Here is a 13,576-nt window from a genome sequence, read left to right on the forward strand (position 1 = left end):
CCACCCAGAGACCTAACCCGTAGCGTCAAAAACCCTCCGAGGCACCAAACACGCCTTCAGATCCTCCAGCACCAGGTAAAGGCATGGCACCAGGAACAGGATCAGCGCCGTGGCGAACACGATGCCGAAACCCAGGGAGACCGCCATGGGGATCAGGTAGGTGGCCTGCAGGGAAGTTTCAGTAATGATCGGCGTCAGTCCACCGAAGGTGGTGAGCGTGGTCAGGACGATGGGCCGGAAACGGCGCAGGCCCGCCTCGTAGATGGCCTGTGCCGGGCCCAGCCGGTCGCGTTGCCGGTTGGCGTAGGACACCATGATCAGCGAGTCGTTCACCACCACGCCAGAGAGCGCGACAATACCCATGATACTGACCAGCGACAGCTCCATCCCGAGGATCATGTGGCCGATGATGGCACCAACAGCGCCGAATGGAATGGCCAGCATGACCACCAGCGGTTGCAGGTAATTGCCAAAAGCAATCGCCAGCAACGCGAAGATAGCCCCCATGGCCAGACCGAATCCCCCCCAAAGAGCAGCAGTGGAATCGCGCAAATCGGCCTGACTGCCCTGGAAGGTCCAGGTAAGCCCCGGGAAATCCGCCCGCAGCTGCGGCAGTATGTCAGTCTGGATTACGTCAAGGACCTGGCTCGTCGCGGATTTGGGCTGCACGTCGGTGCCCACGGTAATCACCCGCCGGCCATCGCGACGGTCAATAGAACGGAGAGATTCGGACACCTTTACCTCGGCAACATCCATCAGAGGTACTTCCTGGCCGTCGCTCATGCGGATCACGAAGTTATCCAGGTAATACAGATCTTCCCGCTGGTAATCCGGTAGCATCACCCGCACTTCGTTTTCGTTGATACCTCGCAACTGACGCAGGGCAATGCTGCCATAGAAGGCGTCCCGCAGTTGCCGGCCCACCTCGGCACCGGTCAGGCCTAGCGCCCTGCCCTCATCAGTCAGGCTGATATCAAACTGGGGTTTGCCAGTGGTGTAATTGTCATTGACGTTTCGGGTCTGGCCGAGCTGTTTCAGTTCGTCGACAAAACGCCGGCTGGCGCGTGCAAGAATGTCGATATTGGTGTGGCTCAGGTCCACGCTGATGTCATCACGCCAGCCGCCGGGACCCTGTTCCGCCTCAAAGGTAATCTGGTCGACGCCCCTGAAATCACCGAGTTCGGTCCGCCAGAGCTCAATGATCTGATTAACCGTCATGTTGCGCTCGTCTGCCGGGAGGAGCACAAGCTCCACGTCGATGGATTGCTGGCCTCGCACATTGGTTTTAATACCTTCCACATCTCGGGAGAGGTTATGTTCCTCAAACAGCCGCTGGGTATCACGGGTAATGGCCATCGCCAACTCTCCAGCCTGGCGTGAGGTAGTGCCCACCGGCAGCCGTACCGCAGCTTCAATTTCATCGGCTGGTGCCTCAGGCATCATGATCATGCCCATGTGGTCACTGATGGCGTATGCCCCTGACACAACCATGATGGTGAGTGCCGCAGAGAGTGTTATGTAGCGGAATCGCAAAGCCAGATCCAGCAGTGGCCGGTAAACCCGGTTCACCACTGCTTCAAACCCGCCGGAAAACACCCGCTGTATACCGTGCATCCAGTGGCCGTAAATGGTGACACTGCCCCGGCCGCTGTGGGCCAGATGGGCCGGTAGTATGAACAAGGCTTCCACAAGCGAAAGGGCCAATACGAGAATGACCACCATACCCAGCGGCCACCAGAACTTGCCGGTGGTACCCGGGATGAACAACAGGGGCAGGAAGGCAACGATATTGGTGAGTATGCTGAAGGTGACTGGGCCGGCAATGTCCTTTGCACCCTTGATGGCCGCCTCCATGAAGCCCATACCCTCCTCCCGGTACTCGTAGATGTTCTCACCCACCACGATGGCGTCGTCCACCACAATTCCCAACACCATCAGGAAGCCGAACATGGAGATCATGTTGATGCTGACGTCCATCGCCGGCAGAAACAGCACGCTACCAACAAAAGAGATCGTCATGCCCATCATGATCCAGAACGCCAGCCGGTATTCCAGGAACAGGCTGAGGATCACCAGTACGATGACCATGGCCATGATGCCGTTCTCGATCAGCATGTCCATCCTGTTTTCGAAGTGTTCAGCCCGGTTGCTGTCTATGCGCACCTGGACGGCATCCGGCAGCGTCACTTTCAGTTCCGCAATCACCTGTTTGACCGAATCGGCAATGTCCAGGGGCGACTGATCGCCAGTGCGGAAGAGCTCAATCTCTACCGAGGGTTGGCCGTTGAAGCGAGAGTGGAAACCGCCCTCCTCAAAGCCATCCCGAACCGTCGCAATATCACCAAGGGTGACTGAGCCGCCCGAGGCGGCATTGAGGATCACAATATCTTCGAAGGCCTCTGCCCACTGTTTCTGGGCCTTTAGTCTCAGCAGTATGTCGCCGTTTGACGTGGCCATAGAGCCAGCCGGAATGTCTTCACTGGACTGCTCCACCAGGTTTGCCACGTCAGACAGGGTCAGGTTGTACTTGCGCAATGTCTCTTGGGAAATTTTAACGCTGGTCACGTAGGCTGGCACGTCCCCGATAACAGCCTGGGTTATGGCGTCTTCCGATAGCAATCGGTTACGAACCTGTTCTCCTAGCTGGCGTAACGTCCAGATGTCCACATCACCGTAGAGGGTGAGCTCCATGACATCCCGGGTTGGCGTCACCAACGAAATTTCAGGCTCCTCGGCCTGTTCCGGGAAGGTTCGGACGCCATCGACCGCCTGTTCTATGTCCTGCAGGGCCTGCATCCGATTGCTTCCGGGAACCAGTTCGAGCTGGATGGTGCCACTGCCCTCCCGCGCCGTGGAGGTCATTTCCTGAATGCTCTGAATGCCCTGGACGGCCTCTTCCACCGGCAGGAGTATGCCTTGCTCCACTTCCTCAGGCGCGGCCCCCGGATAACTGACCGTGATCTGGACAATATCCAACTGGAACTGAGGGAAGACCTCTTTCTGCACCTGCGTGGCCATCCAGAAACCACCGGCCAGCAGCAGGATCATCATCAGGTTGGCGGCGACGGAATTGCGGGCCATCCATTCAATGGGGCCAACCCAGCCCTGGCGTCTGGGCTCGTCACTCATTGCGATCACCCCGCTCAGACTCGCCTTCCTCTTGATCGCCCTCCAGCCTCAACCGGGCACCGCTAACAACGGACGCCAGATCAGTGGTGATCACTTTGTCTCCACTATCCAGGCCGGTGCGGATGAAGGCGTACTCTTCATTCTGAAAGGCGATTTCCACATCGCGAATTGCTAGTTTGCGGTCCTCCATCACCCATACGGTGTTGCTGCGTCGGAGCAGGTTTCGCTCAAGCCTTACGACATCCACCAGGGCCCGGCCTGCTATCTCAGCCCTCACAAAAGTGCCGAGAATCAGTGGTGGCGCGCCTGCGGCCTCTTCCAGGGCGAGCGGATCCTCTACCGTGATCAGAACCCTGGCCATGCGGGCGTTGGTATCCAGTTCACCGACAAGCTGTGTCAGTTGGCCTTCTCGCGTCTGCCCGGCGGGCCAGACGGTATCGTGAAAAAGAGTAACGGGTGCAGCGGGGCTACCCGGGGCCTCCTTGAAGGTCAGCCAGCGGAGTTTTGATAATGGGACCGTCGCTTCCACCCAGTATTGCCCGATTCCGACCAACCGGCCAAGAGACTGGCCGACACTGACTTGCGACCCCAGGGCGACCTCCCGGCTGAGCACCTGAGCCGGGAATGGTGCGCGGATCCGGGTTCGGGCCAGGGCGAGCTCTGCCTGCTGTACCGCAGCAGCTGCTGCGGAAACCCGGGCCCGTGCCTGCTCCAGCTGTGGCTTTCGGAGGATCAGTGCCTGGTTGGCGGTCTTGATGTCTTCACCCAGCAGCTCGAATTCCTGCCGCGCGACCGCTTGTTGTCCCTGCTCAATCTCAAGCTCGGCACGGGCCTGCTGAAGCTCACTGCGTCTTTGCTGCAAGGTTGCCTGATAGTCAGCCGGTTCGATTCGCAGCAATTCCCCGCCTTTCTCAACGTGGCGGCCCGGTGTAAAGGCATCCGCCTGGTAGATGATCTCGCCACTTACCTGGGAACCGAGTGTGATTTCCCGGGCCGGAACCACCTGCCCCATTACTTCCACAGTGGGTGTGAAGCGCCCGCGGGTTACGGACTGAACATCCACCAGCATGGCCGTTTCCCGGGCAGTGTCAGAGCGGGTGGCAGAGGGCTCCGTCTTGAAGATCAGCCAGATCAGGGCAACGCCCACCAGTACAATCATCAGCGACACGAACACGGTTTTCAGTGGGCCGGCCTTGCCTCGTTCGGGACGGACTGCATTCTCATCGATGGGTTGGCTCATGCCTCGTTATTCTCCGTTGGTTTCGCGGATTCGATACTTCCGGCCAGTGCACGGTAAAGCGCTACGCGGGTGTTGAGCAGTTGCTGTCGGGTGGTCAGGATTGAGCGTTGAAGGTCCTGCTTGTCCTGCAGTGCAGTCAGCACTTCAAGGTAGCTGACGGCACCATTCAGGTACTGGTTACGCAGTTGCCGGTAGGTTGTATCAGCCAGTTCGCTCTGGTTATTCAGGCTCTGAAGACGCTGGCGCTGCTGCCGTTCCCGAACCAGCGCATCTTCAACCTCCCGGATAGCCGTCAGAACGGCCTGCCCGTATTCCTGCACGAGTTCTCCCAGCACGGCCTCGGAACGGCGAACCTCAGCGCGGCGTTCGCCACCATCCACCAGGGGGACCATCAGATTACCGGCCAGGGTAGCCAGCCAGTCATCAAACAGGTTCCCGGCGCTGTTTGCCTGTGAGTTCAGGGAAGCCTCGATCGAAAATCTCGGGAAGCGGTTACTGATGGCGGCGGCCAGGTCCTGGTCAGCTGCCTGGACCAATCGCCACGCCTGCTGAAGATCCGGCCTGCGCTGTACGAGGTCTGCAGGCACTCCGGTGTCCGGCAGGGGTGGCAACTGCGGCAGCGAATCATCTTCGGGCAGGTCCCTGCGGCCCGGCGGCTGGCCCAGAAGCACTGCCAATTGATGCTCCAGTACACCAACTTCCCCTTCAATCTCACTCAGGCGCTCCCGGGAAGCACTGACAAGCTGGCGCTGGCGAAGCACATCCGCACTGTTGTTCTGCCCCATCGCAAACCGGGACTCAATGACGGTCAGTACGTTCCTGTTGGTTTCAAGCTGGGTCTCTGCCAGATCGTACTGCGCACGCTGCTCAATCAACTGGAACCAGGTGGTGGCAATCTCCCCGCTCAGGGAAACGGCAGCAGCCTGGTAATCCGCCAGAGTTGCAGAGGCACGCAATGACTCCGCCTCACTCAGAGACTGCACACGGCCCCACAGGTCCACCTCGTAACTGGCGCCCAGGCCGGCACTGAAGGTGGTGGACTCGGCGGTATCGGATTCCTGCCGCTCCGCCCCGGCAGTGGCATCCAGGGAGGGGAAAAGCGCTGCACTCTGCCTGTCCGCCACGGCCCGCGCCTGGCGCAACCGCTGATAGCCGGCTCGCAGGCTGAGGTTATCGTCCAGGGCCTGGGTAACGAGTTTGTCCAGTTGCTCGTCGCCGAAAGACTCCCACCAGGTGTCGGAAACCGCCGACTGGCCCGTACGGGTGAAAGTGGCTGGAAGTTCCATCGGTGCCTGCGGGGATTCCTCCCGGGTAGCACAGGCAGTAAGAAAGAGAACGGCAACCATCGGGAAGAGCCGCAAGTGCGATTTGGTGATTGCTTCAATCATGGAGAGCCGGATACAGTCATGTGCCTGGAATTACGTCAGGTCTCAACATACCATTTGTTGGCGGCTAAGTTTTACCCTATCCCTGTCAGTTGCCGGGATTTACACTATTTTGACATTATTGTGCCTTCGACTTACTTCGAATATCTGAGAACAAGGACTGTCCTATGAAAACCATTGGCCTGCTTGGCGGCATGAGCTGGGAATCCACCCAGACCTATTACCGGCTGATCAACCAGGGCGTGAAGGCCCGTCTTGGTGGGCTACATTCCGCAAAACTGGTGCTCTACAGCGTGGATTTCGCCGAGATCGAGGCGCTGCAGCACAAGGGTGACTGGCCGGCAACCGCCAGGATTCTGTCGGACGCGGCGCTCTCGTTGCAGAACGCCGGCGCCGATTTCCTGGTGATCGGCACCAACACCATGCACAAGGTAGCGCCGGAGATTGAACAGGCCATTCGCATTCCCCTGCTCCATATTGCCGATGCCATTGCAAGGGTGCTCGCGCAGGACGGCATTACCCGCGTAGGCCTGCTGGGCACGCGGTTTACCATGGAGCAAGCTTTCTATCGCGAGCGCCTGGAGAACGCCGGCATTGAGGTGATCACGCCGGATGAGCCCCAGCGGGACGTGATTCACCGGGTTATCTACGAGGAGTTGTGCAGGGGCGAGATTAATCCCGCATCGCGGGACGCCTATCTGGAGATTGTCGCCTCACTGGCCGAACGTGGCGCTCAGGCCGTTATTCTGGGATGCACTGAAATCGGCCTGCTGATTCAGCAAGCCGATACCACCGTTCCGCTTTATGATACGACGGCGATCCATGCCTCGCAGGTGGTTGAGCAAGCTTTGCCTGATCAGTGACTGTATGCCAACGGAAACAAACAACAACGCCTGGCAGCGCTGTTGATAAAGCCTTATGCGGTAAGCGCGGCAGCACGTTCAATCATTGGCCGCCAGTCCGGTTGCACCGGCAACTGGAAGGTGCTGGACAACACCCGTTCTATACCATCTGCTTCCAGGACCTCCCGGTGGGTACGGCCATCGGAATAACGGACCGTATACCGGCCGTTCATCAGTGTGTAACGGGCTGCCGTGGTGGTGCGGGCCACCATCAGGTTTTTCCGGAAGTGTGAGTCCGGGTGCTCGGCGGTGTACCAGTTGGCAACCATGTAGTCACCCTCCAGGCTGGGTTCCCCGGACAACTCGTAAACGGGTTTCCATTGCTCTTCTATCCAGATCTGCAGCAGCAGGCCCGGCCCGAACGGGATCAACCGGAAGGTCTCGTGAGAGGTGGCCTGGGGTTCTGTCGTGTCCATGCGCAATGGCGTGGTGAGTACACAGCCCCCAAAGCCTACGTCCACCAGCCAGGGTACGTCGTCCACCCATACCCGTAACGCCATGTGGGTATGTGGCTGCGGGGCCGTGCCGGGCGCCGCATTCCAGCGTACGCGGGCCGACAGGCCTTCCACGTGGAAGCCGATGGCCTCGAGTACCCTCTTGAACAGGCCGTTGTGCTCAAAGCAGTAGCCGCCGCGCCCACCACGGACCAACTTGTCTTCCACGGTTTCCGGGGCGATATCCACGCCCCGCTCCAGCAGAACATCAATGGCCTCGAACGGGATGGCGTCCGGATGGCGCTCATGCAGTTCTTTGAGGGTCTCCAGTGTCGGTGCCATGGGCCCTTCATAACCGATGCGTGCCCGGTAGGTTTCCAGGTTCACACTCGGTGGGTACCGGCGCTCCAGAACCGTGACAATCTGGTGGGCTGCAAAGGGGGCGTAGGTATCCAGGAAACGTACATCGGTGTTGCGCTCTCGGAACCGCGCCTTCAGGGTCTTGCCGGCTTCGCCGAGAAGGCCTCGCCCAAGGGCGATGAGATCATAGTCCCGGGCGTCGTAACGTTCCGGTGCTTTCTCGGGCTCTGCCGTGCCCCGGGCATTGATGCCCAGAGCCGTGAGTTCACCCAGCACCGATTCCAGGACCGGCTCGGAACGCCCCAGGACCAGGACGCGTGCTCCGTTGAGGGAAATCGGGTCTTTCTTACTGATCATATTGGTTTCCTCGCTGTGCTGTGGATGCGGTTATGGACGATAAAACCTCAAGCTTGGTTGAGGTCAAGACCCTGATACAGTCGTAAAGCAATTGGCCGACATTCCGCAAAACTGGTGATCGAGAGCGCACGTCCAACTTAGCCAATAACTGCTAGGCTGGGGAGAGGGCTCACTTAGCCCGCATCGTAGATCACGCCCGTGTTTGACGAGGAGGTTCCCATGAGCAATCAAGCACTGGATCATGAAAAAGCAGAGGCCTTCGCCGGCCACATGCTGGATGTTCTCAACCATGCCGCGCTCGCCCAGATGGCCAGTATCGGTCACCAGCTCGGCTTATTCGATGTTATGGCAGATTTACCCCCTGGGACCGACAAACGGATCGCGGAAGTGGCCGGGCTGAACCAACGCTATGTCCGGGAATGGCTTGGCGCGATGGTGACCGGGCATGTAGTTGAGTTTGACCCGGAGAACGCGACTTATTCGTTGCCGCCCGAGCACGCGGTTGCTCTTACCCGAAGCGCCAGGCCCGACAACCTGGCCCAACCCGCGCAATTCCTTCCGCTTCTGGCACAAGTCGAGGAACCCATCATTGGGTGCTTCCGCGAAGGCGGAGGCTTGCCCTACTCTGCCTATCCACGATTTCACCAATTGATGGCGGAAGACAGTGCCGCCATTCATGATGTCGCCCTGGTTGATTCGATGCTGCCACTTGTGCCCGGACTGGTTGAGCGATTGAACAACGGTATCGAGGTGGCTGACATCGGATGCGGAGGTGGACACGCAATCAATCTGATGGCACAAGCGTTCCCCGGGAGCCGGTTTGTCGGCTACGACATTTCCGAGGAAGGGCTTAGTCAGGGACGCAGGGAAGCGCAAGAGCTTGGGCTGACCAATGCGCAATTCGAGCTGCGCGACGCAAGCTCGTTGGACGTCAAAAACCGGTTTGACTTCATCACTGCGTTTGACGCGATTCATGACCAGGCACAACCGGCTCGCGTCTTGAAGGGTATTGCTGACGCGCTACGACCCCAGGGTGTGTTTCTGATGGTCGATTTTGGCGCATCCAGCCAGGTCCACGAGAATATGGAGTTCCCGGCAGGGCCTTTCATGTATACGATTTCCTGCATGCATTGTGTGCCGGTATCAATGGGACTCGACGGCCCAGGCCTGGGCGCAATGTGGGGAGAGCAGACTGCGCGAAAAATGCTGACAGAAGCGGGGCTTACACGGATTGAAGTCGAACAGGTCGAGGGGGATATCTTCAATAACTACTTCATCGCCTCGAAAAACTGAATCATGCCACGGTTGATGAAAATAGGCCCTCCCTATTGACCGAAAACCTGCCGTCGGACTGTGCAGTTTTTCATCGTCAGCTTTTTGTTATTTTGGATTGCGTAGCCGAATCGGGGCCAACTGCCGCCATTTTAGCAGTTGGCTCTTCCCGACACATTTGTGGCACAAGGAGGATTTCGCCATGCATACTCCATCAAAGTTCTCGCTGATCGGCGTTTTGTTTACCACCGGCATTCTGTTGCAGGGCTGTTCCGACAACAGTGGGAGTGAGGAAGAAGAACCCACCGCGCAGAGTCAGGAGGACACGGGTGAAAGAGAAGGAGCAACGGAAACCCCTTCTACTGAACGCACGAGCGCCCCGGCAAGCGCAGATGTGACTATACTGACTCCAAAGGATGGGGCCACTGTCTCCAGCCCGGTGACTGTAGAATTCGATCTGGAAGGTATGGACGTTGCCAAGGCGGGCACCGACGAAGCAAATACAGGCCACCACCATCTATTGGTCGATCTGGATAAGCTGCCACCAATGGATGCGCCGCTGCCGTCCACGGATCAGGTGATTCACTTCGGCGGGGGACAGACCAGCACCGAACTGGAACTGGAGCCCGGCGAGCATACCCTGCAGCTTCTACTGGGTGACTACAAACATGTACCACATCAACCGCCGGTTATGTCGGAGAAGATCACCATCACAGTGGAATAATCCACATCCGGGATCGGCGAGCCGAGCTTCACCAATGAGCCACCTATGACCACTGCTACCTGGTTTATATTGCTTGGCTCGCTGCTGCTGGTGGTCGGTTTTACCGCCTCCTACATCAAAACCGTCCCGGCCACGTCCGCTATTGTGTATCTGCTTATCGGGTTTGTGGTCGGGCCCATGGGCTTTGGCCTGTTTCACTTCAATCCGCTGGAAGAGTCCGCGCTGCTGGAATTGCTGACTGAAATCGCGGTGCTGATTTCCTTGTATTGCGCCGGCGTGAAAATGCCGGCACCGGTTACCTTCAAGCGTTGGCGCAATCCCCTGCAACTGGCGGTGGTCTCCATGACTCTGACCGTCGGCCTGGTGGCGCTCTTCGGATATTACTGGCTGGCCCTTCCTCTCGGGGCCGCCGTTCTGCTCGGCGCCGTGGTGGCGCCTACAGATCCCGTGTTGGCTACCGAGGTACAGGTTCGCCATGCCGATGATCCTGATCGCCTACGGTTCGCCTTGACCTGCGAAGCCGGTATGAACGACGGCAGCGCCTTCCCCTTCGTGATGCTGGGGCTGGGTTTGCTGGGCCTGCACGATCTTGGCGATGCCGGCTGGCGCTGGCTGGTGGTGGACGTAGCCTGGGCCAGCGGCGCGGGGATCGGCATTGGTATTCTGGCCGGCTGCGGCGTTGGTTGGCTGGTACAGAAACTTCGCACAACCTTTACCGGCTCTGAGTTCCTGGAGAGCTTTCTGGGGCTGGGGCTGATTGCATTTGCCTACGGCATCAGCTTGTTGGTGGACGCCTGGGGGTTTCTGGCGGTGTTCAGCGCGGCAGTGGCCTTACGGCATACGGAATTGCAGCTGGCCGGTCTTAAACAACGCTACTCCGACCCGACCACCGGTGAAATGCAGCCGGGCGAAGCGCCCCAGGCCATCGCCCATGTGCACCAGGGCTCCCTGTTATTCAATGAACACCTTGAGCGGTTGGCCGAAATTGTTCTGGTGCTGCTGATCGGTGGTTCGCTGTTCTGGGATTCGTGGAGCTGGCGAGCCGTTGGTTTCGCGGCTTTCCTGTTCTTTGTCGCGCGCCCCATCAGCGTCCATCTCGGCTTGCTCGGGAGCAAAGCGCCCATACGCATGCGCAATCTTGCGGGTTGGTTCGGGGTGCGTGGCATCGGCTCGCTGTACTACCTGATGTACGCCATCCAGCACGGCCTTCCGGAAGATATCGCGCTGGAATTGATCCACCTGACCTTTGTGGTGGTCGCCTTGTCGATCCTGGTTCATGGTATCAGCGTGAAGCCCACAATCGCCCGCTTCTGGCGGTCGCGGAAATCACTCAGCTAAGGACTGACCAGAAGACGTCAACAACGGCAGGAGCACTTTTCGCCACACGGACTCGCGGTATTGCTCCCGGAACCATCCGAGGTGACCAATACGGCTTTCACCAACATCCGCCGGATCAATACGCCGCATGGCCACCGAAGCCTCGCTGTAGAAGCCATGCAGCGACTCGACATTGCGCCGGGACATCATCTCGTCGTCAGTGAAGGCCACCGCAGTGATCGGCACTTTCACGGAACCGAACTGTTCCCGCAACGCCGCACCCTCAGCACCCACGGCGTATTCCGGGTCAAGGCACCAGTACCGCCACTGGCGAATAACATTGGGCGGTAGATCGCCCACGATATTCAGGCGTTCCCCGGGGAAATACCCCAATACCTTCACGCTCACCGGCGCCAGGAAATACCACAACAGCCACGCAATGCGTTTGGTCGGTGGTGAGTTCTCCCGCCAGTAGCCGCTGCCACAAGCGATGGTAACGGCATGATCCAGCAGGTTCACATTAGGCGTCATGCCTAGCAACTGGCCACCAACACTGTGGCCGATCCATTGCAGGCGATGCCCCGGGTAGTGCCGCCGCGCGAAGTCGATCACAGCGTGACAATCCTCGTTGCCCCAGTCTGTCACGCTGGCCGGGCAATCCCGCAGATGCCCCTGCAGGGAGGCACCAGTGCCGAAGTAATCAAACGTGATAACGGTAAAGCCCTCACCACTCAGAAAACGTGCGAATCTCTCATAACAGTGCTGGCCAACCCCCATGGCACTGGCCACTATGACGACCGAACGAGACGACTCTGAAGGAAAAACCCGGAGACTGATACGATGGCCGCCGTCCGTAGTCAGTGGAATATCCTGTCGGGTAACAGCGGGTAATGCGGGCTCTCTGGCACTCATAGTTACTTTCCTCCGGCCTCAGAAATCATTCGCAAGATGGTTGAGAAACTTCAGGATGACCGTCACTTCGTCGTCACTGAAGCCTTCCGTCATGCGGGCGTTTAACTCGGTAATCAGCGGTTTGGCACTCTCGATCTTCTGGTGCCCCAGCTCAGTGAGGTAAAGGCGTGAAGCGCGGCCATCCCTGTCACAGGTACGTCTTTCCACCAGGCCCTTGCTCTCCATGCGTCCCGCCAGGCCAGTCAGTGCAGAACTGTTGAGGTTCAGACTGTGGGCCAGATCTTTCAGCAGGCACCCTTCGTTGCCGGCCACCAGCAACAACGCCCCCACCTGGGTCACGGAAATGCCCAGTGCTTGTTCACTACGCTGGTCGGCGTGTTTGTAAACACGGTGGCGTGCCTTGTTGAGCAGATAGAAAAAACGCTTGTCCATAATTCCGCCAGTTACTTCATATGTGAAGCAAATATACTACGCATGTGAAGTAAATGGCAATCGCAGCCAATACCCTACCTCGTTGGACACTATGCGCAGCTAGTTCCTATACTCGAAGTCCATTCCGCTGGAAGACTTTCTTTATGCGCGTTTTCGCAAACCCTGTCGGTTCCGGCTCCCTCTGGTTTGATAATCTTGCCACCGCGGACGGAACCCCCGTCGCTTACGATCCCCAGGCGCGGGCTTTCCTGCCCATGCCACCCTTCTGTGCCAATCGGGATGTGATTGGCTGTAACTGGATTGCGCCAGAGCAAGGTGCTTTTTGCCGCTCCTGTGCCATGACGGCGCTGGCGCCGGACCCGTCCATCCATAACGCTATTCCCAACTGGGCACAAACCGAGGCGGCCAAACGCTGGGTGATTGACAACCTTGGCCGCTGGCACTGGTTCCGCCCGGAAGATCCGGGTGCGCGACCGGTGTTCCACATGCTCGCCGAAGGCCCCACTCCGGTTCCCATGGGTCATGCACAGGGCGTGGTCACCATCAGCGTGGCCGAGGCCGACCCGGTGCTGCGCACCACTCGCCGTGAGGCTCTGGAAGAGCCCTATAGGACCATGATCGGCCACATGCGCCATGAGATTGCCCACATGCTCTGGTGGCGCCTGAGCCTGCGTGAGGACTTCCTGGACGCTTTTCGGGCAATGTTCGGTGATGAACGCATCAGCTACCCCGGAGCACTGCAGCACCATTACGAGAACGGCCCGCCGCAGGACTGGAAGCTGTATTACCTGACCAGCTATGCCTCCGCACATCCCCATGAAGACTGGGCCGAGACCGCTGCCCACCTGCTGCACCTGACGGACCTGACCGACAGCTTCGTGGCGTCCGGACTGACTTCGCCGCAAGTGCCGGGCCCCAACTGGGACCCGTATTCCGAACCGGACGCCCAGCGGCTGATTCATATTGCGGCTTCAATCGCGGTGGGCGTGAACCACGTCAACCGGTCGATGGGGCTGTCGGATCTGTATCCTTTTGTGCTGTCGGACTTTGCCCGCCACAAGCTTGCCTTTGTGCATGACTGGCTGCGCAGAGGGGCCCAAGGGCTCTAACCA

At 58.9% G+C, this 13,576-nt stretch carries 11 protein-coding genes; 5 read left to right on the top strand and 6 right to left on the bottom strand.

What is annotated here, in order from left to right; translation table 11 throughout:
• Positions 1-12: 12 nt before the first annotated feature.
• Genes NLU14_RS19530 through NLU14_RS19540 form a run of 3 tightly spaced genes read right to left on the bottom strand, consistent with a single transcriptional unit; the run spans position 13 to position 5,757 of the window.
• Positions 13-3,129 carry an efflux RND transporter permease subunit gene (locus NLU14_RS19530; protein WP_275709727.1) on the bottom strand — a complete coding sequence of 1,039 codons (3,117 nt, stop codon included), beginning with the start codon at positions 3,127-3,129 and terminating at the stop codon, positions 13-15.
• Positions 3,122-4,369, bottom strand: a complete 1,248-nt coding sequence (locus NLU14_RS19535) for an efflux RND transporter periplasmic adaptor subunit (protein ID WP_275709729.1) — start codon at positions 4,367-4,369, stop codon at positions 3,122-3,124. Before NLU14_RS19535 ends, NLU14_RS19530 begins: the two co-directional genes overlap by 8 nt.
• Entirely contained in the window at positions 4,366-5,757 is a 1,392-nt protein-coding gene (locus NLU14_RS19540) for an efflux transporter outer membrane subunit (RefSeq protein WP_275709731.1), read from the bottom strand. The genes NLU14_RS19535 and NLU14_RS19540 overlap by 4 nt, the downstream gene beginning before the upstream one ends.
• Positions 5,758-5,921: 164 nt before the next feature.
• On the opposite strand from NLU14_RS19540, the gene NLU14_RS19545 reads away from it, so the two are divergent.
• Positions 5,922-6,617, top strand: coding sequence for an aspartate/glutamate racemase family protein (locus NLU14_RS19545; protein ID WP_275709733.1), 696 nt, complete (start codon positions 5,922-5,924; stop codon positions 6,615-6,617).
• A 53-nt stretch (positions 6,618-6,670) separates the two neighbouring features.
• On the opposite strand, the gene NLU14_RS19550 is transcribed toward NLU14_RS19545, so the two are convergent.
• Positions 6,671-7,807: an arylamine N-acetyltransferase family protein gene (locus NLU14_RS19550; protein WP_275709735.1), complete on the bottom strand. Its 1,137-nt coding sequence runs from the start codon at positions 7,805-7,807 to the stop codon at positions 6,671-6,673.
• 219 nt (positions 7,808-8,026) lie between these two features.
• Between NLU14_RS19550 and NLU14_RS19555 the strand changes: the two genes are divergently transcribed.
• From NLU14_RS19555 to NLU14_RS19565, 3 genes are all read left to right on the top strand, one after another.
• Positions 8,027-9,100 carry a class I SAM-dependent methyltransferase gene (locus NLU14_RS19555; RefSeq protein WP_275709737.1) on the top strand — a complete coding sequence of 358 codons (1,074 nt, stop codon included), beginning with the start codon at positions 8,027-8,029 and terminating at the stop codon, positions 9,098-9,100.
• 181 nt (positions 9,101-9,281) lie between these two features.
• Positions 9,282-9,803, top strand: a complete 522-nt coding sequence (locus NLU14_RS19560) for a DUF4399 domain-containing protein (RefSeq protein ID WP_275709739.1) — start codon at positions 9,282-9,284, stop codon at positions 9,801-9,803.
• A gap of 45 nt (positions 9,804-9,848) precedes the next feature.
• Positions 9,849-11,141, top strand: coding sequence for a cation:proton antiporter (locus NLU14_RS19565; RefSeq protein WP_275709741.1), 1,293 nt, complete (start codon positions 9,849-9,851; stop codon positions 11,139-11,141).
• On the opposite strand, the gene NLU14_RS19570 is transcribed toward NLU14_RS19565, so the two are convergent.
• The gene (locus NLU14_RS19570; RefSeq protein ID WP_275709743.1) at positions 11,130-12,032 is read right to left on the bottom strand and encodes an alpha/beta hydrolase family protein; all 903 of its coding nucleotides are present in this window, start codon (positions 12,030-12,032) and stop codon (positions 11,130-11,132) included. The genes NLU14_RS19565 and NLU14_RS19570 overlap by 12 nt on opposite strands.
• A gap of 18 nt (positions 12,033-12,050) precedes the next feature.
• The gene (locus NLU14_RS19575) at positions 12,051-12,464 is read right to left on the bottom strand and encodes a MarR family winged helix-turn-helix transcriptional regulator (protein ID WP_275709745.1); all 414 of its coding nucleotides are present in this window, start codon (positions 12,462-12,464) and stop codon (positions 12,051-12,053) included.
• A gap of 143 nt (positions 12,465-12,607) precedes the next feature.
• Here NLU14_RS19575 and NLU14_RS19580 point away from each other — a divergent pair, with 143 nt between their 5' ends.
• Positions 12,608-13,573 (top strand): zinc-binding metallopeptidase family protein, encoded by a 966-nt coding sequence (locus NLU14_RS19580; protein ID WP_275709747.1) that lies wholly within the window; start codon positions 12,608-12,610, stop codon positions 13,571-13,573.
• Positions 13,574-13,576: the final 3 nt, after the last annotated feature.

The organism is Marinobacter iranensis, assembly GCF_029207565.1.
Classification (GTDB): domain Bacteria; phylum Pseudomonadota; class Gammaproteobacteria; order Pseudomonadales; family Oleiphilaceae; genus Marinobacter; species Marinobacter iranensis.

What these genes read in the sequence shown, in the direction of transcription:
- NLU14_RS19530 (WP_275709727.1), bottom strand. Translation starts at nt 3,129, where the DNA reads ATGAGTGACGAGCCCAGACGCCAGGGCTGGGTTGGCCCCATTGAATGG.
- NLU14_RS19535 (WP_275709729.1), bottom strand. Translation starts at nt 4,369, where the DNA reads ATGAGCCAACCCATCGATGAGAATGCAGTCCGTCCCGAACGAGGCAAG.
- NLU14_RS19540 (WP_275709731.1), bottom strand. Translation starts at nt 5,757, where the DNA reads ATGATTGAAGCAATCACCAAATCGCACTTGCGGCTCTTCCCGATGGTT.
- NLU14_RS19545 (WP_275709733.1), top strand. Translation starts at nt 5,922, where the DNA reads ATGAAAACCATTGGCCTGCTTGGCGGCATGAGCTGGGAATCCACCCAG.
- NLU14_RS19550 (WP_275709735.1), bottom strand. Translation starts at nt 7,807, where the DNA reads ATGATCAGTAAGAAAGACCCGATTTCCCTCAACGGAGCACGCGTCCTG.
- NLU14_RS19555 (WP_275709737.1), top strand. Translation starts at nt 8,027, where the DNA reads ATGAGCAATCAAGCACTGGATCATGAAAAAGCAGAGGCCTTCGCCGGC.
- NLU14_RS19560 (WP_275709739.1), top strand. Translation starts at nt 9,282, where the DNA reads ATGCATACTCCATCAAAGTTCTCGCTGATCGGCGTTTTGTTTACCACC.
- NLU14_RS19565 (WP_275709741.1), top strand. Translation starts at nt 9,849, where the DNA reads ATGACCACTGCTACCTGGTTTATATTGCTTGGCTCGCTGCTGCTGGTG.
- NLU14_RS19570 (WP_275709743.1), bottom strand. Translation starts at nt 12,032, where the DNA reads ATGAGTGCCAGAGAGCCCGCATTACCCGCTGTTACCCGACAGGATATT.
- NLU14_RS19575 (WP_275709745.1), bottom strand. Translation starts at nt 12,464, where the DNA reads ATGGACAAGCGTTTTTTCTATCTGCTCAACAAGGCACGCCACCGTGTT.
- NLU14_RS19580 (WP_275709747.1), top strand. Translation starts at nt 12,608, where the DNA reads ATGCGCGTTTTCGCAAACCCTGTCGGTTCCGGCTCCCTCTGGTTTGAT.